The sequence below is a fragment of the Bacillus sp. FSL M8-0071 genome, from assembly GCF_037975455.1.
Lineage (GTDB): Bacteria > Bacillota > Bacilli > Bacillales > Bacillaceae > Bacillus > Bacillus subtilis.
The window spans coordinates 2,610,456-2,631,201 of sequence record NZ_CP150256.1 but is presented as its reverse complement, the minus strand read 5'-3'; the positions used below and the strand labels follow the sequence as shown (position 1 = coordinate 2,631,201).

The following is a 20,746-nucleotide window of genomic DNA, read 5'->3' as shown; positions in this document are numbered from 1 at the left end:
TAAAGAATGAGAATATTAGGACTCGATTTAGGAACCAAAACACTCGGTGTAGCTCTGAGCGATGAAATGGGCTGGACTGCTCAAGGCATTGAGACCATAAAGATAAATGAAGCAGAAGGCGATTATGGTTTATCCCGTTTATCTGAACTGATAAAGGACTATACTATAGATAAAATCGTGCTCGGCTTTCCTAAGAACATGAACGGAACAGTCGGCCCGAGAGGCGAAGCCAGCCAAACATTTGCGAAAGTGCTTGAAACAACGTACAATGTTCCTGTTGTGCTGTGGGACGAGCGTCTTACCACAATGGCGGCTGAAAAAATGCTGATTGCAGCTGACGTCAGCAGGCAAAAACGAAAAAAAGTCATTGATAAAATGGCGGCTGTTATGATTTTACAAGGATATCTTGACAGCTTAAATTAAAGCCAGAGGTGAAGAAAATGGAACACGGCGAAAAAAATATTACAATTGTTGACGATCAAGGAAATGAACAGCTTTGTGAAGTGCTGTTTACATTTGAAAACGAAGAGTTTGGCAAGTCTTATGTCTTGTACTATCCAATCGAATCAAAAGATGACGAAGAAGTAGAAATTCTTGCTTCCAGCTTCACGCCAAACGAAGACGGTGAAAACGGTGAGCTATTCCCGATTGAAACTGACGAAGAATGGGATATGATCGAAGAAACACTAAACACATTCTTAGCGGACGAAGACGAAGAGTAAAACATCGCGCCAAATCAAAGCCGGAGCTATACTGCTCCGGCTTTTTTCTGCTTTATGCAGGCCTCTTTTTGTAATAAATTGCCGAAATACAATGAATCATGTAGTATAAGAGCTGATGGGAGGAGACCTAATGTATATCAATCAGCAAAAAAAATCGTTTTTTAATAAAAAAAGAATTATACTGTCTTCCATTGTTGTGCTGTTTCTCATCATTGGCGGGGCATTTTTATATGGGAAATCATTGCTTGAACCTGTTGAAAAAGACAGTAAAACGACAGTTAATATTAACATTCCGAGCGGTTCGTCTGTTTCAGCCATCGCATCGATATTAAAGAAAAATGATGTCATAAAAAGCGAGAAGGCGTTTCAGTACTATGTGAAATATAAAGGTGCTTCCGGGTTTCAGGCCGGATTCTACCATCTGAATAAAGGTATGGATTTAGATGCCATTATTCAGAAGCTGACAAGCGGGGCTACAGGTTACGCTTTTCAAATCACAGTGACTGAGGGAGCACAGCTGACCCAAATCGCGGCTGCTATTGCTGATGAAACAAAATACTCTAAAAAACAAGTCATAGCGAAGCTGGACGATGAAACATTTATCAATCAGCTGAAGAAAGAATTCCCGGACACTGTGACAAATGATGTTTTCAATAAAAACATTAAGCACCCGCTTGAAGGGTACCTATTCCCGGCTACATACCCTTTTAACGATCCGGACACATCACTTGAAGACATTATCAAGGCAATGATTAAGCAGACAAATTCTTATGTGGAAACATATAAATCAGAAATGAAGAAAAACAAAGTTTCTGTGCATAAGCTGCTGACAATGGCTTCTTTGATAGAAGAAGAAGCGACTGAAAAAGCCGACCGCCATAAAATTGCGAGCGTCTTTTATAACCGCCTGAAAAAGAAAATGCCGCTCCAAACAGATCCGACCGTCCTGTACGCGGCAGGCAAGCATAAAGATCGGGTTCTTTATAAGGATCTGGAAATCGATTCACCATACAATACGTATAAAAACACAGGGCTGACGCCAGGGCCGATTGCCAATGCCGGCATGTCATCATGGGAAGCGGCGCTGCATCCGGATAAAACGGACTATCTGTATTTCTTGGCCAAATCAAATGGTGAGGTCGTATTTACAAAAACGCTAAAAGAGCATAATAAAGCAAAAGAAAAATACATTTCCTCAAAAAATGAGAAATAAAAGGAGAGCAAAAAGCTCTCCTTTTGTTCGCTTTCCGCAAGGTTTTATGATAAAATATATCGGGTTGTTTACCGATGTATCATGATGTATTCAGAGAGTGTCCTGCGCATAAGACTGGGGCACTCCTTTTTAGAACGGGAGGCTGTTTGTAGTGACTGACCGGTATGAACAAATAAATGACTATATAGAAGCATTATTAAAGCCTCGGCCGGATAACGTGAAGAAGCTTGAAGCATATGCAGAAGAACATCATGTCCCGATTATGGAAAAAGCGGGCATGGAGGTGCTGCTTCAAATTTTGTCTGTGAAACAGCCGAAAAAAATACTAGAAATCGGAACGGCCATTGGTTATTCAGCCATTCGAATGGCGCTGGAGCTGCCGTCTGCTGAAATATATACAATTGAACGCAATGAGAAACGGCATGAAGAAGCGGTAAACAATATCAAGGAATTTCAGCTTGATGACCGGATTCATGTTTTTTACGGAGATGCGCTTGAATTAGCCGACGCCGTTCATGTAACCGCGCCTTACGATGTCATTTTTATTGACGCTGCAAAAGGTCAGTATCAAAACTTTTTTCATTTATATGAACCGATGCTTTCACCGGACGGGGTGGTTATAACAGACAACGTGCTGTTTAAAGGTCTGGTGGCAGAGGATTACAGCAAAATAGAACCGAAGAGAAGGCGCAGGCTTGTAGCAAAAATTGATGAATATAATCATTGGCTGATGAATCATCCGGATTATCAAACTGCGATTATTCCTGTCGGGGACGGACTTGCGATTAGTAAAAAGAAGAGGTGAACGTCATGAAAAAACCAGAGCTCTTAGTGACGCCGACAAGTACAGCGGACATTTTGCCGCTCATACAGGCTGGGGCAACTGCGTTTTTAGTTGGGGAACAGAGATACGGCTTGAGATTAGCCGGAGAATTTTCTCGTGAAGATGTAACAAAAGCCGTAGAGATTGCTCACAAAGAAGGGGCAAAAGTATACGTTGCTGTAAATGCAATTTTCCATAATGATAAAGTGGGTGAGCTTGGCGAATATCTGGCTTTCTTAGCAGAAGCCGGTGTCGATGCAGCGGTATTCGGCGATCCTGCCGTGCTGATGGCTGCCCGTGAATCTGCGCCTGATCTGAAGCTTCATTGGAGCACAGAAACGACAGGCACCAACTATTATACATGCAACTACTGGGGACGCAAGGGTGCGGCGCGTTCTGTGCTTGCCAGAGAATTAAACATGGACAGCATTGTTGAGATTAAAGAAAATGCTGAAGTCGAAATTGAAATCCAGGTGCATGGAATGACGTGCATGTTCCAATCGAAGCGTTCTTTGATTGGAAACTATTTTGAATATCAGGGCAAAGTCATGGACATTGAAAGAAAGAAAAAAGAATCAGGCATGTTTTTACACGATAAAGAACGCGATAATAAATATCCGATTTTCGAAGATGAAAACGGCACTCACATCATGAGCCCGAACGATGTGTGCATCATTGATGAGCTCGAGGAATTGATAGATGCCGGAATTGATTCTTTCAAAATCGATGGTGTTTTGAAAATGCCTGAATACCTAATAGAAGTCACCAAAATGTACAGAGAAGCAATTGATTTGTGCGTGGAAAACCGTGACGAATACGAAGCGAAAAAAGAAGACTGGATCGAACGCATTGAAAGCATCCAGCCAGTAAACAGAAAAATTGATACCGGATTCTTCTTCAAGGAAACGGTTTATTAATCAAAAGGAGGTTAAGCTATGACTGCCGTAAATGATAAAATATCCACAATCGTTAATGGAAAGCGTGTGATTACGAAAAAGCCGGAGCTTCTCGCACCTGCGGGTAATCTTGAAAAGCTGAAAATCGCTGTTCATTACGGAGCGGACGCGGTCTTTATCGGGGGACAGGAATACGGGCTGCGCTCGAATGCCGATAACTTTACGATCGAAGAAATTGCAGAAGGCGTTGAATTCGCAAAGAAATATGGCGCGAAGATCTACGTAACAACGAATATTTTCGCTCATAATGAAAACATGGACGGGCTTGAAGACTATTTAAAAGCGCTTGGAGACGCCAACGTTGCCGGTATTATTGTGGCAGATCCGCTTATTATTGAAACATGCCGCAGAGTGGCGCCGAATGTTGAGGTTCACTTGAGCACACAGCAGTCTCTTTCAAACTGGAAGGCTGTCCAGTTCTGGAAGGAAGAAGGTCTCGACCGCGTCGTGCTGGCACGTGAAACTAGCGCTCTTGAAATCAGAGAAATGAAAGAAAAGGTAGATATCGAAATCGAATCCTTCATTCATGGCGCAATGTGTATTGCATATTCCGGCCGCTGCGTGCTGAGCAATCACATGACAGCGCGGGATTCCAACCGCGGAGGCTGCTGCCAGTCATGCCGCTGGGATTATGATCTCTACCAAACAGACGGTGCCAACGCCGTTGCTTTGTATGGTGAAGAAGATGCACCTTTTGCTATGAGCCCGAAAGATTTGAAGCTGATTGAATCCATTCCAAAAATGATTGAAATGGGGATCGACAGCTTAAAGATTGAAGGCCGCATGAAATCCATTCACTATGTAGCAACTGTTGTCAGCGTATACCGCAAAGTAATCGATGCTTATTGCGCTGATCCAGAAAACTTTGTGATTCAAAAAGAATGGCTTGAAGAGCTTGATAAGTGCGCCAACAGGGACACTGCGACAGCTTTCTTTGAAGGAACGCCAGGCTATGAAGAGCAAATGTTCGGCGAACACGCCAAGAAAACGACATATGATTTTGTCGGCTTAGTGCTGAATTATGATGAAGATACACAAATGGTCACGCTTCAGCAGCGCAATTTCTTCAAAAAAGGCGACGAAGTGGAATTTTTCGGTCCAGAAATCGAAAACTTTACACATACGATTGAAACCATTTGGGACGAAGACGGAAATGAGCTAGATGCTGCCCGCCATCCCCTGCAAATTGTCAAATTCAAACTAGACAAAAAGATTTATCCGAGCAACATGATGAGAAAGGGGAAGTAATAGCCCATGGGTAAGAATCCAGTAGTCATTGGAATCGCAGGAGGTTCCGGTTCAGGAAAAACGAGTGTCACACGGTCCATTTATGAACAGTTTAAAGGACACTCAATTTTAATGATCCAGCAGGACCTTTATTATAAAGACCAAAGCCATCTTCCGTTTGAAGAAAGGCTGAACACAAACTATGATCATCCGCTTGCGTTTGATAATGACTATTTAATCGAGCATATTCAGGATCTATTGAATTACCGCCCGATTGAAAAGCCGATTTATGACTATAAGCTTCACACACGTTCAGAAGAAACGGTTCACGTAGAGCCAAAGGATGTTATTATCCTTGAAGGCATTCTTGTTCTTGAAGACAAAAGGCTTCGTGATCTGATGGATATCAAGCTTTATGTTGATACGGACGCTGACTTGCGTATCATCAGACGGATTATGAGAGATATTAATGAGCGCGGACGCTCTATTGATTCTGTCATTGAACAATATGTGTCAGTGGTCCGTCCGATGCATAACCAATTCGTCGAGCCGACGAAACGATACGCTGATATTATTATCCCGGAAGGCGGTCAGAATCACGTCGCAATTGATCTGATGGTCACAAAAATTCAAACCATTCTTGAACAAAACGCGATTTTGTAATACCATAGCATAGACATAAATAACTCTGACCATATTATGTATAGGCAGGAAGGGAATGTGCGAATTCCCTTCTTTCCCTGTTTATAAACGCGAAATATTTGCAGAACGACACGATTCAGTTTAAGATAAACAGTACCTATATGGGAGAGAAGAACGAGGACTGCCCTGTGTTCTCATTCTTGTATTTTTTAGTTTATGCTCTCATACATAATCGAAGATGTTGAGGGACAACCAGAAGGAGTGAAGGGACATGGCACAAGAGAAAGTTTTTCCTATGACTGCAGAAGGAAAACAAAAACTTGAACAAGAATTAGAATATTTGAAAACGGTTAAACGAAAAGAAGTAGTAGAGCGAATCAAAATTGCGAGAAGCTTCGGAGACCTTTCCGAGAACTCTGAATACGATTCAGCGAAAGAAGAGCAGGCATTTGTAGAGGGCCGCGTGACGACTCTTGAAAATATGATTCGCAATGCGAAAATCATTGAAGATGACGGCGGCTCTAACGTTGTCGGTTTGGGTAAAACCGTCACTTTCGTCGAACTGCCTGACGGTGATGAAGAATCATATACGATCGTCGGAAGCGCGGAAGCTGACCCGTTTGAAGGGAAAATCTCAAACGATTCACCGATCGCAAAAAGCCTCTTGGGCAAAAAAGTAGATGAAGAAGTCACAGTACAAACACCGGGCGGAGAAATGCTCGTGAAAATTGTGAAAATTTCATAATATCTGTTTAGCAGCGAAACACCTCGTCCACAATGTGGGTGAGGTGTTTTTTTATGAAGATATCGAAACGAATGAAGCTGGCAGTCATCGCTTTTTTGATTGTATTTTTTCTGCTTCTGCTGAGACTTGCAGAAATCCAGCTGTTTTTCACAGAATCATTTTCTAAAAAGAAAATTAATTTGATTCAAGAAAGTGTGAAACAGCGGACGGAGGAAGTGCTCATTTCAGATGGAAGAGGCTCTTTTTTAGATCGAAACGGGCGGGCGCTGACAGGACAAAGCGAGCCTGCGGTTGTTTTGTTCCCTTTTCTGCTGACGCAGGATTGGCCGATCAAAAAAGTTGCGGACATCCTCGGCATGTCTGAAGATGATTTGCGCCAGACACTAGGTCAGGCAAAAAAACCGGTCATTTTGCAGCAAAAGAAAATCAAAACACTTTCAAAACAATCTATCACAAAAATCAATTCTTTGAAATATCCCGGCATTTACGGCGTATATATGGAGAATGAAGACAAGCCCAGCCTTGCTTCACATACGATAGGGAGCACGAACCAAGATCCGGCGCTGCTTCGCAAGAAATATCCTGACAAGGAGAGCCTTCCGATTACAACAGAAATCGGAACAACCGGTTTAGAACGGACATTTGACGAGTTTTTGCTTCCGGAACAAGACACAAAGCTTTTATATCATGTGGACGGAAAAGGAAACCCTTTGTTTGGCATGGACGTCAAATATACAGCTGAAGCCAATACATTTTATCCGCTCCAGATCAAAACAACGATCGATCAAAGCATTCAAAAAGCGATGGAGGAGGTATTGGATGAACAGGGGCTGAAAAAGGGAGGAGCTGTGCTGCTGGACATCGAAAATAGCAGTGTTCTGGGAATTGTAAGCAAACCAGATGCAGACGTGTCCCGGCAAAACACACTTCAAAATTATATGCTGACGCCAATCTATCCCGGATCAGTTTTTAAAACAGTCATTGCCGCAGCTGCAATCGAAAATAATATGGTGAAGCCTAGTCAAACCTTTAATTGCAATTTAAACCTGTACGGGGAACCGGGGGACGACAAAGGCACCTTGTCTTTTGATGAAAGTTTTGCCCAAAGCTGTAATTACACATTTACGAGTCTTGCAGAACAATTAATGAAAAAAGACAGCTCGGTTATTGAAGATATGTCCGAGAAGCTGGCTCTCACTGATCGGGCAGGCTGGGAGGGAAAACTGTACCACGAAACCGATTTCCGCCAGCTGTATAACGAAAAAAGCGGCGTGATTTGGGGGGATGAAAAAGACAAATCAGTCAAAAAAGCCATTGCGCAAACAGCAATCGGGCAGAAAAATGTAAAGGTAACGCCGCTGGAGGTAGCCAATATGATGGCGATAATCGCCCGCGGCGGAGAAAAACGGCAGGTGAAAATTGCCGAACAAATTGAGTATAAGAACGGCACAACGCTCGTTACGTTTAAAGATCAGAAGCTCAAAGGGGAAACGATAGACAAATATACGTCACAGCAGCTTCAAAAAATACTGCGGCGGGTAGTAGAATCTCCTTCCGGAACGGGCAGAAGGTTTCAAGATCTTCCGTATACTGTAGCAGGGAAGTCGGGCACAGCCCAGACAGGCAAGCTTTCAAAAGAGAAGGAAACGCTCTACGAAAAATGGTTTGCCGGATATTTTCCCGCGGATAAGCCGAAATACGCTCTAGTTGTTTTACACATGGATACACCGGGAGATAAGGCTCTGACAAATTCGGTGTTTTATGATATTGTTAAAAAAGTACACGAAATTGAAATCAATCAGAAATAGAACAACTTCTCAGCACATGTTAAAATATATGCTGAGCCAAGAGGGATAAAGGAGTGCAGAATTATTGAGCAATAATCAATCTCGTTATGAAAATCGTGATAAACGCAGAAAAGCCAATTTAGTGCTTAACATTTTAATCGCAATCGTATCCATACTAATTGTCGTAGTAGCAGCGAATCTCTTCATTAACAGTCCTTCTAGCAAAGATGTCAGCAAGGATTCTGAAACGGCGCAAAAACAGGAATCTCCGGCTTCAGGAAAGACGGAAAAGAAATCGGATGAGGATATAAAAGACAGCAAGAAAGATACATCTGACAGCGAAAAGGATTCTGAGAAGTCTTCTGACTCTGATTCCAAAAAAGATGACTCTGATTCAGATTCAAGCTCAGATTCAGCCGGTGACGGGCTTAAAGATGCAAAAGTAACAGAAGGCGGCTCATCGAGCGATGTGGAAAAAACGTATGAAAATCCTGACTGGAAAGCAGTCGGAACTGAGCAGACTGGCGAGCATGCCGCTACTTATGATTCAAGCTCACAAGACTGGGCTGAGATGCTGAAAGCCATTTCGTACGCAACTGGTGTCTCAACAGATAACATGACGGTGCTCTGGCTTGGAAATAACGGCAGCCCTCAGGATGCCAAAGGCAAGATTTTGGACAAGGCGACTGGGAATAAATATCAAGTCACGATTACATGGGTCGATGAAAAAGGCTGGAAGCCGACAAAAGTAGAAAAGCTAAAATAAACAAAAGCAGCCGGGTTAAAACCGGCTGCTTTTGTTTTAGGCTTCAGCTGCGAAATGAACCACCGCGCTGTACAATATTCTTCCTTCTGCCACAGCAGTTTGGTGTGAAACAGATTTCACCCGGAGCATGATGGCTTTATTGTTTTCAATTTGTGTATTGATTTTCTTTTCAAGCTCCTGCAATGAAGCCGCTTCAAAAAATTCCACTTTGTCTTTAATCAGATCTAATTGAAAATTCATGTCTTGACCCTCCAGCTTTCACAAGTCATATGAAGTATAAGCTTTTTTGCGGTCAATGCGCAATATGAGATGGCATAAAATACACAAAGTGTTTTAGTACCTGCTTTTCAGAAGATGTGGTATTATAGGAACTGTTCCATCATTAATCCATAGTATACTTATAGGAATTATTAAATATGGAGTGTGACAAATATGGGCCGTGAATTTATCCCTCTCTTTGAAGATTGGGCAGCAACTTATGATCAAACAGTACAAGGTTTAGATATTCAGTATAAAGAAGCGTTCAGAGGCTACGATCATATCCTTGATGCCATCGTCAGAAAATCTGGAACGCATGTGTTAGAATTTGGCCCGGGGACCGGGAATTTGACAGCTAAGCTGCTCGATGCAGGCAAAACTGTATTTGGAATCGAACCTTCTCCAGCAATGCGTAAACTGGCTTCTGACAAGCTCTCAGGCAGGACGGAAATCGTTGATGGAGACTTCCTGACATTCCCTGAGCCGCCATTTCAGGCTGATACGATTGTCAGTTCATATGCTTTTCATCATTTGACTGACGAAGAAAAGCGGGCTGCCATAAAGCAATATGGCAAATACCTTCACTTGCATGATAAAATAGTGTTTGCCGATACCGTCTTTGAAAATGCGCAAGCGTATCAACAGGCTATCGATAAAGCCCGTTCTCAAGGCTTTTATCAGCTTGCAAATGATTTAGAGACAGAGCATTATCCTACATTGGATGCGTTGAAAGAAATGTTTACAGCTGAAGGTTTTGCAGTCCGATTCACTCAGCAAAACGACTTCGTGTGGATAATGGAGGCGATCAAACGGTAAAGTGAAGGGAATGTGAATAGATGAGACTAGCAGTCATCGGAGCAATGGAAGAGGAAGTTACCATCTTAAGAAACAAACTTGAAAATGCAAAAACAGAAACGATCGCACACTGTGAATTTACAACAGGCGAATATGAAGGAACTGAAGTGATTCTTTTAAAATCAGGAATTGGAAAAGTAAATGCTGCTATCAGCACGACGCTTCTGCTTGACCGTTACAAGCCTGATTATGTTATTAACACAGGCTCAGCCGGCGGATTTCATCATACATTGAATGTAGGGGATGTCGTCATTTCCACTGACGTTCGCCACCATGATGTAGACGTAACGGCTTTTGACTATGAATACGGCCAAGTGCCGGGTCTTCCGGCTGCTTATGCGGCGGATGAAAAGCTGATCAGCATCACTGAAGAAGCGGTATCTGAACTCGACGGCATTCAGGTTGCAAAAGGAACGATTGCAACAGGCGATTCTTTCATGAACGATCCGAAGCGGGTTGAAGAGGTGCGTGCGAGATTTTCTGATCTGTACGCGGTTGAAATGGAGGCTGCGGCAGTGGCTCAAGTATGCCATCAATTTAAAACGCCGTTTGTCGTCATCAGAGCGTTATCAGATATCGCAGGCAAAGAATCACATGTTTCATTTGACCAATTTTTAGAGCAGGCGGCTGTTCATTCAACAGAGCTTGTGTTAAAGGTGATCAAACGAATTCATTAAAACGGGGAGAACGTTCTCCTCCGTTTTTCTCTAAAAACAACCTCTATTAAGGAGGAGGACATATATGACAGTGATTACGGACATTACCGAGCTGATTGGGAATACACCGCTTCTCCGCTTGAAGAACTTTGATGTTCCAGAAGGAGTCGCGGTGTATGCCAAGCTTGAAATGATGAATCCAGGGGGAAGCATCAAAGACAGACTGGGAGATATGCTGATTCGTGACGCGCTCGATTCAGGCAAAGTGAAACCCGGCGGAGTGATTATAGAAGCTACGGCAGGCAATACAGGGATCGGCCTTGCGTTAAGTGCCAGAAAATATGGGCTGAAAGCGATTTTCTGTGTCCCTGAACATTTCAGCAGAGAGAAACAGCAAATTATGCAAGCGCTTGGCGCATCAATCATTCATACACCGCGTCAAGACGGAATGCAGGGAGCCATTCAAAAAGCCATTCAGCTGGAGACTGAAATTGAAAATTCTTATTGCGTTTTGCAATTTAAAAACCGAGTAAATCCATCGACTTACTATAAGACGCTTGGACCTGAAATGTGGGAAGCGCTTGACGGGAATATTCATACATTTGTCGCAGGGGCAGGATCAGGAGGCACATTCGCAGGGACAGCTTCCTTCTTAAAAGAAAAAAATCCAGCAGTCAAAACGGTGATTGTTGAACCGGTGGGCTCGATTTTAAACGGAGGAGAGCCCCACGCTCATAAAACAGAGGGCATCGGCATGGAGTTTATCCCCGATTATATGGATAAGAGCCATTTTGACGAGATCTACACCGTAACAGATGAGAATGCGTTTAGACTTGTGAAAGAAGCGGCAGAAAAAGAAGGCCTGCTGATCGGAAGCTCTTCAGGTGCAGCGCTTTATGCGGCATTGGAGGAAGCGAAAAAAGCATCCGCTGGAACTAACATTGTCACAGTATTTCCTGACAGCAGCGATCGATATATCAGCAAACAAATATACGAAGGAGGCATCTGATATGAAGAAAAAAACATTGATGATACATGGCGGAATCACAGGTGATGAGAAAACAGGCGCAGTTTCCGTGCCGATTTATCAAGTAAGCACGTACAAGCAGCCGAAAGCAGGGCAGCATACAGGCTACGAGTATTCAAGAACGGCCAATCCGACTCGAACCGCTCTCGAAGCACTTGTGACAGAACTGGAAAGCGGGGAAGCAGGCTATGCGTTCAGCTCAGGAATGGCTGCCATTACAGCGGTTATGATGCTGTTTAACAGCGGAGATCATGTCGTGTTGACTGATGATGTGTACGGCGGAACATATCGCGTGATGACAAAGGTGCTTAACCGTCTTGGCATTGAATCAACATTTGTTGATACGAGCAGCAGGGAAGAAGTTGAAAAAGCGATTCGCCCTAATACAAAAGCAATTTATATTGAAACACCGACAAACCCGTTGCTCAAAATCACCGACCTGACGCTCATGGCTGATATTGCAAAAAAAGCGGGTGTTCTGCTTATCGTAGACAATACCTTTAATACTCCTTATTTTCAACAGCCGCTTACTTTAGGCGCTGATATCGTACTGCACAGTGCGACAAAATATCTTGGCGGACACAGTGATGTCGTCGGAGGTTTAGTTGTGACAGCTTCGAAAGAGCTTGGAGAAGAGCTGCATTTTGTGCAAAACTCCACAGGCGGCGTGCTCGGCCCTCAAGATTCCTGGCTGTTAATGAGAGGAATCAAAACGTTGGGACTCAGAATGGAAGCGATCGATCAAAATGCGCGGAAAATCGCAAGCTTTCTTGAGAATCACCCTGCTGTCCAAACGTTATATTACCCTGGTTCTTCAAATCATCCCGGACATGAGCTTGCAAAAACGCAAGGATCGGGCTTCGGCGGCATGATCTCCTTTGATATTGGCAGTGAAGAACGGGTTGATGCGTTTTTAGGAAATCTGAAACTGTTTACCATTGCTGAAAGCCTAGGGGCGGTTGAAAGCTTAATTTCTGTTCCTGCAAGAATGACACATGCCTCTATTCCGAGAGAACGCCGGCATGAGCTCGGCATTACGGACGGCTTGATCAGAATTTCTGTAGGAATTGAAGATGCGGAAGACTTGTTGGAAGATATCGGCCAAGCGCTTGAAAATATATAACAAATGGATAGAATTACTTTCTCTGTAAGCCGCCGGATTATATTATAATAGTCGTATACTATGAATCTGGCAGGTGATTCTTTTGAACAAAAATAGAATGAAATCTTTAAAAGAAGACTACAAGCATTTTGCTTTTACATTGCTTGCAGTCAGCACTTTTTTATATATAGGCGCAGTTCTCCCTGATCAAGGCTTAACATTAGGCCAGAAATCGACTATGTTTTTAGCGGATTGTGTATTTTTAGCCGGTGCCTTCTTTTGCGCTGACCGTTCACTTATTTACAAGAAGCGTTTGGAAGAAGCCGACGAATAAAAAAACAGCCATCATCAAGAGATGGCTGTTTTTTGTTATTTTTCTCGAAGTTCTTTTCCCATGCCTTTTAAAAACTGAAGACCGAAGCCGACGGCTCTGTTGATGTCAGGATCGTTCATTGCTTTTAACAGGTCGAGAATCCCGACTTTCTTGTCTTCTTTTAAAAAGCTTTGTGCCTGTTCAGTCCCAGCCATTACGCTTTCTAAAAGCTTTGCTGTAAACTCAGGATCGGCTTTTGTCAATGCGCCTCCGGCGGCCATCATCGTGTTGATGAGGTTGGTGACAGGCTCGCGGGAAACTTGGCCAAGCGCAATCTTGGCAATGTCTTCCTTCGCTCTGAGCATGCTTGTTGCCGCATCAAAAATTCCAAGATCATTGAGTTCATTCATTAACGTCATCGTTTTAGAGACGGCGTCCTCATTTTCCGCCAGCAGCTCTTTCAGTTCTTCTATTTTTTCAAGCTTCATTTGCTCAGCTGTTTTTGTTTCTTTTTTGATCGTCGTAATCGGAGTGGCCATTCGTTTTCCTCCTATCGTTTAATCAGTCAGATGTACATAGCCAGGGCGGTTCCATTTTCTTTCTGCTTCGACTCCGTTTTGCGGATGCCGTTTTTTGTTGCGCGGATTTGTTTTTGGAAGCGGCGCTGTTTCACAGCCGCCAAGCACTTCCATGCGGACCTTTGTCTGTTTATAAGCAGGCGTGTTCGTCCGTTTATCAGCTGCAGGGCCCGTCAAGAAGTTAATCGCTGACTCCTTGTCTGTCGAGTTCATTGGCAAATAGAGTTCATTTTTCCGTACCCGGTCTGTGATCAGCGCGTTCAATTTGACTGCTCCGAACGGAGAAACGAGCCGTACAAGCGAACCGTCACAAACACCTCGCTCTTGTGCAAGCTCAGGTGAGATCTCAACGAATACATTCGGCACTTTCGCTTGGATGCCTTTCGATTTATTTGTCATGTTTCCTTCGTGGAAATGCTCCAGCATCCGGCCGTTATTGATATGAAGGTCATATTCCTCCGGAAATGCCGCTGGCTCGGTCCAATCAGAAAGGGCAAAGCGGGCTTTTTTGTCAGGGAAATTAAATCCGTCTTCATACAGAAGCGGTGTGCTTTCACCTGTGAAGCTGCCCCATAGGAAGCTGTTCCAGCCTTCAAGCACCTCATAGCTTGCTTTGGCAAACAGAGGAGAAAGACTCGCCATTTCAGAGAAAATGTTACTTGGATGGCTGTAATTCCAATTCGCTCCTAAACGGTTTGCCACCTCTTGAATAATCCACCAGTCCGGTTTTGCGTCACCAAGCGTCGGAAGCGCCTGATACAATCGCTGGACACGGCGTTCTGTGTTGGTAAATGTTCCGTCTTTTTCAAGTGAAGGAGTGGCCGGCAAGACGACATCAGCATATTGAGCTGTTCTTGACAGGAAGATGTCCTGTACCACGAAGAAATCAAGGCTTGATAAAATATCATGCACATGGTTCGCGTTTGAATCGACCAGTGCCATATCCTCACCGACAAGATACATAGCTTTCATTTTTCCTTCTTCAATGGCATGAAGCATTTGAATATTATCTAAACCAGGCTTTCCATCAATCTCGACACCATATGCCTCTTCAAATTTAGCGCGTGCTTTGTCATCTGTAATATGCTGATATCCCGGCAGCCAGCCAGGCAATGTTCCCATATCACATGCGCCTTGCACGTTATTGTGTCCACGCAGAGGATAAGCGCCGGCACCTGGACGGCGATAGTTGCCCGTAGCGAGAAGCAGGTTTGAAATGGCTGCTGATGTATCAGAACCGCCTGTATTTTGTGTGACACCCATTCCCCAAAGGACACAAGTGCCGTCAGCATCACGAATCATTTCAGCAATTTGAATGATGTTTTCTTTTGAAAGGCCTGTGATGCGTTCTGCATAATCAAGCGTATACGTTTTAAGGGTTTCTTTATAATCTTCAAAGTAATTGACGTTCTCATCAATAAACGCCTGATCGTGCCAGCCTTGGTCGATCATATATTTCGTAACAGCCATCAGCCAAACTTGGTCTGTGCCTTGTTTAGGGCTGATGAACAGATCAGATCGCTCAGCCATCTCATTTTTACGCAGGTCAGCAACAATCAGTTTTTGACCGTGGAGCTTGTGTGCCCGTTTGACGCGTGTTGCGAGCACTGGGTGTCCTTCCGCCGGATTGGCACCGACAATGATGACCAGGCCTGCTTTGGCAATATCTTTAATCGTGCCGGCGTCACCGCCCATGCCGACAGTGCGGAACAATCCGTCTGTAGCAGGAGACTGGCAGTAGCGTGAGCAGTTATCGACGTTGTTTGTTTCAAATACCTGACGCGCTAGTTTTTGAATGACGTAGTTTTCTTCATTCGTAATTTTAGAAGAAGAAATAAACCCTACAGAGCCTTTACCGTACTGCTCTTTAATTGATCCTAATCTGCTTGCGACAAGATCGAGGGCTTCTTCCCAAGAAGATTCCACAAAGGCTCCGTTTTTACGGATTAAAGGCTTTGTGATCCGCTCCTCAGAATTGACAAAATCCCAGCCGAATTTCCCTTTGACACATGTGGAAATTGCGTTAACCGGAGCATCAGAAACAGGCTGGATCTTTAAAATATCCCGTCCTTTTGTCCATACTTCAAATGAACATCCGACACCGCAGAACGTACATACAGTTTTCGTTTTTTTCGTTCTCGTTTCACGCATTGCCGCTTCGACTTCAGAAATGGCAAAAATGCTGCCATACCCCGGTTCAACATTTTTCACGAGATCAATCATCGGTTCCATGACGTCCTCTTTAATGCCTGTCATAAAACCAGCCTGCCCGAGCATTGATTTTTCCATCAGTGCATTACATGGACATACTGTTACACACTGACCGCAGCTGACACAGGAAGATTCATTGATCGGAACTCCCTCATCCCAAATGACGCGAGGGCGTTCGCGTTCCCAGTCGATTGAGAGTGTTTCATTTACCTGAAGGTTTTGACAGACCTCAACACACTGGCCGCAGGCAATACATTGGTTTGGATCATAGCGGTAAAAAGGATGAGACATATCAACCGCGCAAGAAGGATCTTCTTTTGGCGTGTATGGGTATTTTTGATGCTCGATCCCCATCATTTCCGCTGTATTATGCAGCGTACAGTTTCCATTGTTGTTGTCGCAAACTGTACAATACAGCAAATGATTTTCAAGAAGGCGGTCCATCGCTTCGGTTTGCGCTTCTTTCACTCGATTTCCTGAAAGATCAATAGACATCCCGTTTTCTGCAACCGTCGCGCATGAACGAACCAGCTTGCCGTTTGCCTCTACTATGCAAGTATCACAAGTTTGAATCGGGTCAACCTCTGGTACGTGGCAAATCTGCGGGTACTCAAGTCCGTTTTCATTTAAAATATCTAAAATTGTGGCCCCTGCTCGTGCTTGAATTTCTGTTCCGTCTACACGGACACTGATCGACTTAACGTCCATCATATTCATATTCCCCTCCATCTTTCTTTCAAGAAGTCAAAAAAAGCCATGTATAGATACACCTGCCCTTAATTCTAAGAAGGTGTAAACACACATGGCGGAATAGTTCACTAGCAAGTCTTACTAACAGACCAATCCTTGATTTTTATAAAACGATAGACTCATAACAAGATCCTATTACAAATCCATCAACACTGCTTTTATTATAATGTGATATTTATTATAATACAATATGGCAGGAAAATTTTAACCAAGTGAAATGTCCTGAGGGGAACCGGGAAAAGCCTTTATAAGGCAATATCGGAAGGGGTAATCAGCATGTCTAAAAAAATTCATGAATTCAATGATATTATTCGAAAACTTCGCAAAGAATTGTTCGGAAAAGGGCCTGAGAGAATTCATACTGTATTTGTAGAAAACATGGCAGTTTCAACACTATACGGAAATCTGAGTGCAAGCGAGCAGTTTATCGCCCGCACGCCTGAAGGAAGAGAGATGGTACATGCGGCCCGGACAAGCCTAATTCAAGACCTTTATTCCAAACAAACACCGGAAGGAATGGAGGAACTCATGGGAGCTAAGCTAGTCCATTTGTTTTCTGATATTAAAATTGAGGAAAACATCGCTGTATCTGTATTTGTTTTTGACCGAAAAATAGATGAGCAAAAAGAAGTTCTGCAAAGCTAGTATATTTGTCATTGACACAAATTTGTCACATTTGATATGATGTTGCTACAGTTATAGAAGGCTAAAGCAATGGAATGTATGCACGAACTGTATATATTCTCTTTCAATATCTTATATACTGCTTGATATTGTTGTATGGGTATGCATACAAGTTAGGCAGCATTCAAACGCCTGGTTTGACACAGGTTATTTGAGTGCTGCCTTTTTTATTGCCTTTCTTGCATAACTGTGAGAAAAGAAGAAGTAATGGAGGCGTTTTATTATGGCTTTTCGAAAACCGGATGAAATAGCGGAAGCAGCAATTGAAGCAGGGATGAAAAAAATAAAGCTCCCGCTGCCGTCACTGCTTGTGCTGGGGTTTTTAGGCGGTGCATTTATCGCGCTTGGGTATTTGCTTGATATCAGGGTAATTGGCGATCTTCCGAAAGAATGGGGGAGCCTGTCCAGTTTGATTGGTGCAGCAGTATTTCCAGTCGGCCTGATCCTTGTCGTTCTCGCTGGCGCTGAACTGATCACAGGCAATATGATGTCAGTTGCGATGGCGTTATTTTCGAGAAAAATATCAGTAAAAGAGTTAGCGATTAACTGGGGAATCGTCACAATTATGAACTTAATCGGCGCATTGTTTGTTGCTTACTTTTTCGGGCATTTGGTTGGATTGACTGAAACAGGTCCTTATTTAGAAAAAACGATTGCCGTTGCCCAAGGAAAGCTTGATATGAGCTTTGGCAAGGTTCTCATTTCCGCCATCGGCTGTAACTGGCTTGTATGTCTTGCAGTGTGGCTTTCTTTCGGCGCCCAAGACGCAGCAGGAAAAATCCTTGGCATCTGGTTCCCAATCATGGCTTTTGTGGCTATCGGATTTCAGCACGTTGTCGCCAACATGTTTGTGATTCCTGCTGCCATTTTTGCAGGCTCATTCACGTGGGGGCAGTTCATCGGAAACATCATTCCGGCTTTTATCGGTAATGTCATCGGCGGAGCTGTATTTGTCGGTCTCATTTATTTTATTGCATATCATAAGAAAGACCGCTCCAGAAAAGAAATGAAGCAGGTGTCATGACCAACGGGCAAATCCATTCGATGATTTGCACAATTTCCGTCCATTTTTAGAAAAAGATGTTTACAAAATGGAATTTGGTGGATATACTTACAAAGTAAGAAAAAAGCAAAGGAGGCTGAACCAAAATGACAATGAGACAACGACGTCAACCTGTACGTGATACACATGTAAAAGTTCATGGTTTATTCAGCCTGTGGAAGAGTTCGTGTCCTTCCTTAACCGATGCTTATCGCACGCATTAAATTCGGAATAGTCGGACATACGCAACTCCCCGCAGGCAGTAGAGGCATTGGTGTCTTCTTTTGTCTGCGGTTTTTATTTGCCCGCGGCAGAAGGGTTGTGCCGCGGGTTATTTCGCTTGATGCGGACTTTGAAAGGGGGTGAGCGATATGACGATTAACCTATTCTTTTTAACGTTAACGATTAAAAAACGGTTTAAAAGCCTGGAAGAATTCGAACGAGAACAGCAGATTGAACAAATTTATGATGAAATGAAAGAGTCTCAGTTAAAGCATCTTTATTTAACAAACTGGCGCTAAAAGCAACGAAAAAAACTGAAGGGGGAATGGCATATGCTTAGAATGGAACTATTGATGCATTATACAATGGAGAAGGACCAAGTTTAGCGAAATAGCTGTCAAGAAAATGCGCGCCTGCATATAGTAAATCAACGTTATTGTGAGGCAGGTGATGGCATGATGAACGATTATCAAAAAAGACTGCCGTCGATTGGCCATGGTTATGCGTCCATGCCGCATTCCTTCAAACATGGTTATGGAAATCCATTCAGACAGCAGAGGCTGATGGCAATGCAGCAGCAAAGGCTGTATGTATTCCCTTATCATTGGCATTAGAAAGAGGGCAGAAAACATTATGTTTTCTGCTTTTTTTTCGGAAAAAAATGAAAAAGTTTAGTTCTATTGAAACATTTTTCAATACATTGCCGTCTAGTTGGTACCTTCCTTCACTTTTAGAAATGAAGATGATGTTTATTTTTTTAAGATAATAAATAAACATAGGAAACCAAAAGCAGGTGTTTAAAATGCTAGAAAATAGACTCTATAAACGATCGGATTTTTGGAAATTATTTTCTCGGAAATATAAGCTAACCAAAACAATTGAGCATATGATGATTGACTCTATAGATATACAAGAAAATGACAGAATTTTAGAAATTGGAATTGGAAACGGCACTGTCTTTAAAAGCATAACCAAGAAACTAAAAAAGGGTAGCCTAAAAAGCATTGATCCTTCAAAACGAAAGGTAAGACAGATATCACGTGCGAATCGAAAGAACATGGGGAACGGGGAGGTTTTTCATGGCTATCCAGAGGACATTCCCTTTGATGACCGTACCTTTAATAAAGTCTTTTCTTTACATACGGTTCAAAGCTGCACCGATATTAGGCTTGCATTAAGAGAAATTTACAGGGTGCTTCAAATTGACGGCCGGTTTTATATCAGTATTGACACAAATACCGGTGAAAAAGAGAAAACGTATATTCAACTGCTGAAAGACCAGCATTTCAGGGATCTTTCTGTTATCAGGCGTGCTTCCTGTCTATGTATTGTGGCTGTTAAATAAAAAATTTCTCGGGAAATATATCCAAGATCCTCGTATTAGGATTTGGGTATATTTTCTTAATTTTTTATTTTTTGCATATACTTTATATTAAAAAAAGTTTTTTTCATATAAACTTATAACAGAAGAAAGAACAAAGAGGTGATATCAGACAGGGCAGACATTCTTTGTGAACAAAAGGAATGAATATTCATTCCGCAAACGAATCGGAGGTTGTCAGATTACATGATACCCGCATCCAGCAGTAAATACGACATGATTATGAAAGCGTCAGTCTCACTTTTTACGGAAAGGGGTTTTGACGCTACCACTATTCCTATGATAGCTGAACGTGCTCATGTAGGGACAGGAACGATCTATCGTTATTTTGACAGCAAAGAAACACTCGTTAACGTACTGTTTCAAGAAAGCATCCAGCGATTTACGGAAAAACTGAAGCAAGACGTTTCAGAATTGCCTGTCAGAGAAGGCTTTCACCACGTATTTTGCTGTCTCGTTCAGTTTACGAAAGAGAGCGACTATGCGCTTTTTTTTCTTGAAACCAAAAAAGATGCTCATTACTTAAATCATACAAGCAAAAAAATGATAGAAAATCTGACTCAAATGCTTGATGACTATTTTAATAAGGGAAAAGCGGAAGGCGTGATTCGCAGCCTGCCCTCTAATGTGTTAATTGCGATTGTATTAGGGGCGTTTCTCAAGATATATCAGCTCGTTCAAACAGGTGATATAGAGATGGACACTGATTTAATTACTGAATTGGAACAATGCTGCTGGGACGCCATTAAGCTTCATTCATCACAAAAATAAGGAAAGGGAGATGTT

General features: G+C 42.8%; 24 protein-coding genes. 21 read left to right on the top strand and 3 right to left on the bottom strand.

Annotation, left to right across the window (positions count from 1 at the left end; translation table 11 throughout):
* The first annotated feature begins 6 nt into the window (after positions 1 to 6).
* From ruvX to MKX71_RS13555, 10 genes are all read left to right on the top strand, one after another.
* Positions 7 to 423, top strand: a complete 417-nt coding sequence (gene ruvX / locus MKX71_RS13600) for a Holliday junction resolvase RuvX (protein ID WP_003229795.1) — start codon at positions 7 to 9, stop codon at positions 421 to 423.
* Between the two features lie 17 nt (positions 424 to 440).
* Complete coding sequence (locus MKX71_RS13595; RefSeq protein ID WP_003246199.1) at positions 441 to 722, top strand: DUF1292 domain-containing protein; 282 nt, start codon at positions 441 to 443, stop codon at positions 720 to 722.
* Between the two features lie 130 nt (positions 723 to 852).
* On the top strand, positions 853 to 1,935 hold the full coding sequence (mltG, locus tag MKX71_RS13590) for an endolytic transglycosylase MltG (RefSeq protein ID WP_003229799.1): 1,083 nt from the start codon (positions 853 to 855) through the stop codon (positions 1,933 to 1,935).
* A gap of 151 nt (positions 1,936 to 2,086) precedes the next feature.
* A complete protein-coding gene (locus MKX71_RS13585; RefSeq protein WP_015251578.1) occupies positions 2,087 to 2,740 on the top strand; it encodes an O-methyltransferase in 654 nt (217 codons plus the stop codon).
* A gap of 5 nt (positions 2,741 to 2,745) precedes the next feature.
* Positions 2,746 to 3,675, top strand: a complete 930-nt coding sequence (locus MKX71_RS13580) for a peptidase U32 family protein (protein WP_004399094.1) — start codon at positions 2,746 to 2,748, stop codon at positions 3,673 to 3,675.
* Positions 3,676 to 3,693: 18 nt separating this feature from the next.
* A complete protein-coding gene (locus MKX71_RS13575; RefSeq protein WP_003229802.1) occupies positions 3,694 to 4,962 on the top strand; it encodes a U32 family peptidase in 1,269 nt (422 codons plus the stop codon).
* 6 nt (positions 4,963 to 4,968) lie between these two features.
* Positions 4,969 to 5,604 carry a uridine kinase gene (udk, locus tag MKX71_RS13570; protein ID WP_003225916.1) on the top strand — a complete coding sequence of 212 codons (636 nt, stop codon included), beginning with the start codon at positions 4,969 to 4,971 and terminating at the stop codon, positions 5,602 to 5,604.
* A 250-nt stretch (positions 5,605 to 5,854) separates the two neighbouring features.
* On the top strand, positions 5,855 to 6,328 hold the full coding sequence (gene greA / locus MKX71_RS13565; RefSeq protein ID WP_004399078.1) for a transcription elongation factor GreA: 474 nt from the start codon (positions 5,855 to 5,857) through the stop codon (positions 6,326 to 6,328).
* A gap of 53 nt (positions 6,329 to 6,381) precedes the next feature.
* Positions 6,382 to 8,136 carry a penicillin-binding protein 2 gene (locus MKX71_RS13560; protein ID WP_339231217.1) on the top strand — a complete coding sequence of 585 codons (1,755 nt, stop codon included), beginning with the start codon at positions 6,382 to 6,384 and terminating at the stop codon, positions 8,134 to 8,136.
* A gap of 64 nt (positions 8,137 to 8,200) precedes the next feature.
* Positions 8,201 to 8,881, top strand: coding sequence for a YrrS family protein (locus MKX71_RS13555; protein WP_339231216.1), 681 nt, complete (start codon positions 8,201 to 8,203; stop codon positions 8,879 to 8,881).
* Between the two features lie 36 nt (positions 8,882 to 8,917).
* On the opposite strand, the gene MKX71_RS13550 is transcribed toward MKX71_RS13555, so the two are convergent.
* Positions 8,918 to 9,121: a YrzA family protein gene (locus MKX71_RS13550; protein WP_014477495.1), complete on the bottom strand. Its 204-nt coding sequence runs from the start codon at positions 9,119 to 9,121 to the stop codon at positions 8,918 to 8,920.
* Positions 9,122 to 9,313: 192 nt separating this feature from the next.
* Here MKX71_RS13550 and MKX71_RS13545 point away from each other — a divergent pair, with 192 nt between their 5' ends.
* The 5 genes from MKX71_RS13545 (at position 9,314) to MKX71_RS13525 (ending at position 13,113) form a co-directional block, all read left to right on the top strand.
* The gene (locus MKX71_RS13545) at positions 9,314 to 9,955 is read left to right on the top strand and encodes a class I SAM-dependent methyltransferase (RefSeq protein ID WP_003229807.1); all 642 of its coding nucleotides are present in this window, start codon (positions 9,314 to 9,316) and stop codon (positions 9,953 to 9,955) included.
* A 20-nt stretch (positions 9,956 to 9,975) separates the two neighbouring features.
* Positions 9,976 to 10,671, top strand: a complete 696-nt coding sequence (mtnN, locus tag MKX71_RS13540) for a 5'-methylthioadenosine/S-adenosylhomocysteine nucleosidase (RefSeq protein ID WP_009967881.1) — start codon at positions 9,976 to 9,978, stop codon at positions 10,669 to 10,671.
* A gap of 64 nt (positions 10,672 to 10,735) precedes the next feature.
* Complete coding sequence (locus tag MKX71_RS13535) at positions 10,736 to 11,659, top strand: O-acetylserine dependent cystathionine beta-synthase (protein ID WP_003229809.1); 924 nt, start codon at positions 10,736 to 10,738, stop codon at positions 11,657 to 11,659.
* Between the two features lies 1 nt (position 11,660).
* On the top strand, positions 11,661 to 12,800 hold the full coding sequence (locus MKX71_RS13530; RefSeq protein ID WP_339231215.1) for a bifunctional cystathionine gamma-lyase/homocysteine desulfhydrase: 1,140 nt from the start codon (positions 11,661 to 11,663) through the stop codon (positions 12,798 to 12,800).
* An 82-nt stretch (positions 12,801 to 12,882) separates the two neighbouring features.
* Positions 12,883 to 13,113: a YrhC family protein gene (locus tag MKX71_RS13525; RefSeq protein WP_003237358.1), complete on the top strand. Its 231-nt coding sequence runs from the start codon at positions 12,883 to 12,885 to the stop codon at positions 13,111 to 13,113.
* 35 nt (positions 13,114 to 13,148) lie between these two features.
* Here the strand turns inward: MKX71_RS13525 and MKX71_RS13520 are convergent, their stop codons facing one another.
* Positions 13,149 to 13,631 carry a DUF1641 domain-containing protein gene (locus MKX71_RS13520; RefSeq protein ID WP_014664782.1) on the bottom strand — a complete coding sequence of 161 codons (483 nt, stop codon included), beginning with the start codon at positions 13,629 to 13,631 and terminating at the stop codon, positions 13,149 to 13,151.
* A gap of 18 nt (positions 13,632 to 13,649) precedes the next feature.
* Positions 13,650 to 16,592, bottom strand: a complete 2,943-nt coding sequence (gene fdhF / locus MKX71_RS13515; RefSeq protein ID WP_339231214.1) for a formate dehydrogenase subunit alpha — start codon at positions 16,590 to 16,592, stop codon at positions 13,650 to 13,652.
* Between the two features lie 315 nt (positions 16,593 to 16,907).
* Here fdhF and MKX71_RS13510 point away from each other — a divergent pair, with 315 nt between their 5' ends.
* From MKX71_RS13510 to fatR, 6 genes are all read left to right on the top strand, one after another.
* The gene (locus MKX71_RS13510; RefSeq protein WP_003229814.1) at positions 16,908 to 17,276 is read left to right on the top strand and encodes a DUF2294 domain-containing protein; all 369 of its coding nucleotides are present in this window, start codon (positions 16,908 to 16,910) and stop codon (positions 17,274 to 17,276) included.
* A gap of 262 nt (positions 17,277 to 17,538) precedes the next feature.
* Entirely contained in the window at positions 17,539 to 18,339 is an 801-nt protein-coding gene (locus MKX71_RS13505) for a formate/nitrite transporter family protein (RefSeq protein ID WP_003229815.1), read from the top strand.
* A gap of 389 nt (positions 18,340 to 18,728) precedes the next feature.
* A complete protein-coding gene (locus MKX71_RS13500) occupies positions 18,729 to 18,878 on the top strand; it encodes a YrzI family small protein (RefSeq protein WP_004399102.1) in 150 nt (49 codons plus the stop codon).
* Positions 18,879 to 19,034: 156 nt separating this feature from the next.
* The gene (locus MKX71_RS13495; protein ID WP_003229817.1) at positions 19,035 to 19,193 is read left to right on the top strand and encodes a hypothetical protein; all 159 of its coding nucleotides are present in this window, start codon (positions 19,035 to 19,037) and stop codon (positions 19,191 to 19,193) included.
* A 188-nt stretch (positions 19,194 to 19,381) separates the two neighbouring features.
* Positions 19,382 to 19,924 (top strand): class I SAM-dependent methyltransferase, encoded by a 543-nt coding sequence (locus tag MKX71_RS13490; protein ID WP_004398716.1) that lies wholly within the window; start codon positions 19,382 to 19,384, stop codon positions 19,922 to 19,924.
* 222 nt (positions 19,925 to 20,146) lie between these two features.
* Positions 20,147 to 20,731, top strand: coding sequence for a transcriptional regulator FatR (fatR, locus tag MKX71_RS13485; RefSeq protein WP_046381225.1), 585 nt, complete (start codon positions 20,147 to 20,149; stop codon positions 20,729 to 20,731).
* Positions 20,732 to 20,746: the final 15 nt, after the last annotated feature.

Coding starts and splice junctions, on each gene's coding strand:
- MKX71_RS13520 (WP_014664782.1), bottom strand. CDS start 13,631: ATGGCCACTCCGATTACGACGATCAAAAAAGAAACAAAAACAGCTGAG.
- MKX71_RS13490 (WP_004398716.1), top strand. CDS start 19,382: ATGCTAGAAAATAGACTCTATAAACGATCGGATTTTTGGAAATTATTT.
- ruvX (WP_003229795.1), top strand. CDS start 7: ATGAGAATATTAGGACTCGATTTAGGAACCAAAACACTCGGTGTAGCT.
- MKX71_RS13510 (WP_003229814.1), top strand. CDS start 16,908: ATGTCTAAAAAAATTCATGAATTCAATGATATTATTCGAAAACTTCGC.
- fdhF (WP_339231214.1), bottom strand. CDS start 16,592: ATGATGGACGTTAAGTCGATCAGTGTCCGTGTAGACGGAACAGAAATT.
- MKX71_RS13595 (WP_003246199.1), top strand. CDS start 441: ATGGAACACGGCGAAAAAAATATTACAATTGTTGACGATCAAGGAAAT.
- udk (WP_003225916.1), top strand. CDS start 4,969: ATGGGTAAGAATCCAGTAGTCATTGGAATCGCAGGAGGTTCCGGTTCA.
- MKX71_RS13575 (WP_003229802.1), top strand. CDS start 3,694: ATGACTGCCGTAAATGATAAAATATCCACAATCGTTAATGGAAAGCGT.
- MKX71_RS13500 (WP_004399102.1), top strand. CDS start 18,729: ATGACGATTAACCTATTCTTTTTAACGTTAACGATTAAAAAACGGTTT.
- mltG (WP_003229799.1), top strand. CDS start 853: ATGTATATCAATCAGCAAAAAAAATCGTTTTTTAATAAAAAAAGAATT.
- MKX71_RS13535 (WP_003229809.1), top strand. CDS start 10,736: ATGACAGTGATTACGGACATTACCGAGCTGATTGGGAATACACCGCTT.
- MKX71_RS13580 (WP_004399094.1), top strand. CDS start 2,746: ATGAAAAAACCAGAGCTCTTAGTGACGCCGACAAGTACAGCGGACATT.
- MKX71_RS13505 (WP_003229815.1), top strand. CDS start 17,539: ATGGCTTTTCGAAAACCGGATGAAATAGCGGAAGCAGCAATTGAAGCA.
- MKX71_RS13545 (WP_003229807.1), top strand. CDS start 9,314: ATGGGCCGTGAATTTATCCCTCTCTTTGAAGATTGGGCAGCAACTTAT.
- fatR (WP_046381225.1), top strand. CDS start 20,147: ATGATACCCGCATCCAGCAGTAAATACGACATGATTATGAAAGCGTCA.
- MKX71_RS13560 (WP_339231217.1), top strand. CDS start 6,382: ATGAAGATATCGAAACGAATGAAGCTGGCAGTCATCGCTTTTTTGATT.
- MKX71_RS13530 (WP_339231215.1), top strand. CDS start 11,661: ATGAAGAAAAAAACATTGATGATACATGGCGGAATCACAGGTGATGAG.
- greA (WP_004399078.1), top strand. CDS start 5,855: ATGGCACAAGAGAAAGTTTTTCCTATGACTGCAGAAGGAAAACAAAAA.
- MKX71_RS13550 (WP_014477495.1), bottom strand. CDS start 9,121: ATGAATTTTCAATTAGATCTGATTAAAGACAAAGTGGAATTTTTTGAA.
- mtnN (WP_009967881.1), top strand. CDS start 9,976: ATGAGACTAGCAGTCATCGGAGCAATGGAAGAGGAAGTTACCATCTTA.
- MKX71_RS13495 (WP_003229817.1), top strand. CDS start 19,035: ATGATGAACGATTATCAAAAAAGACTGCCGTCGATTGGCCATGGTTAT.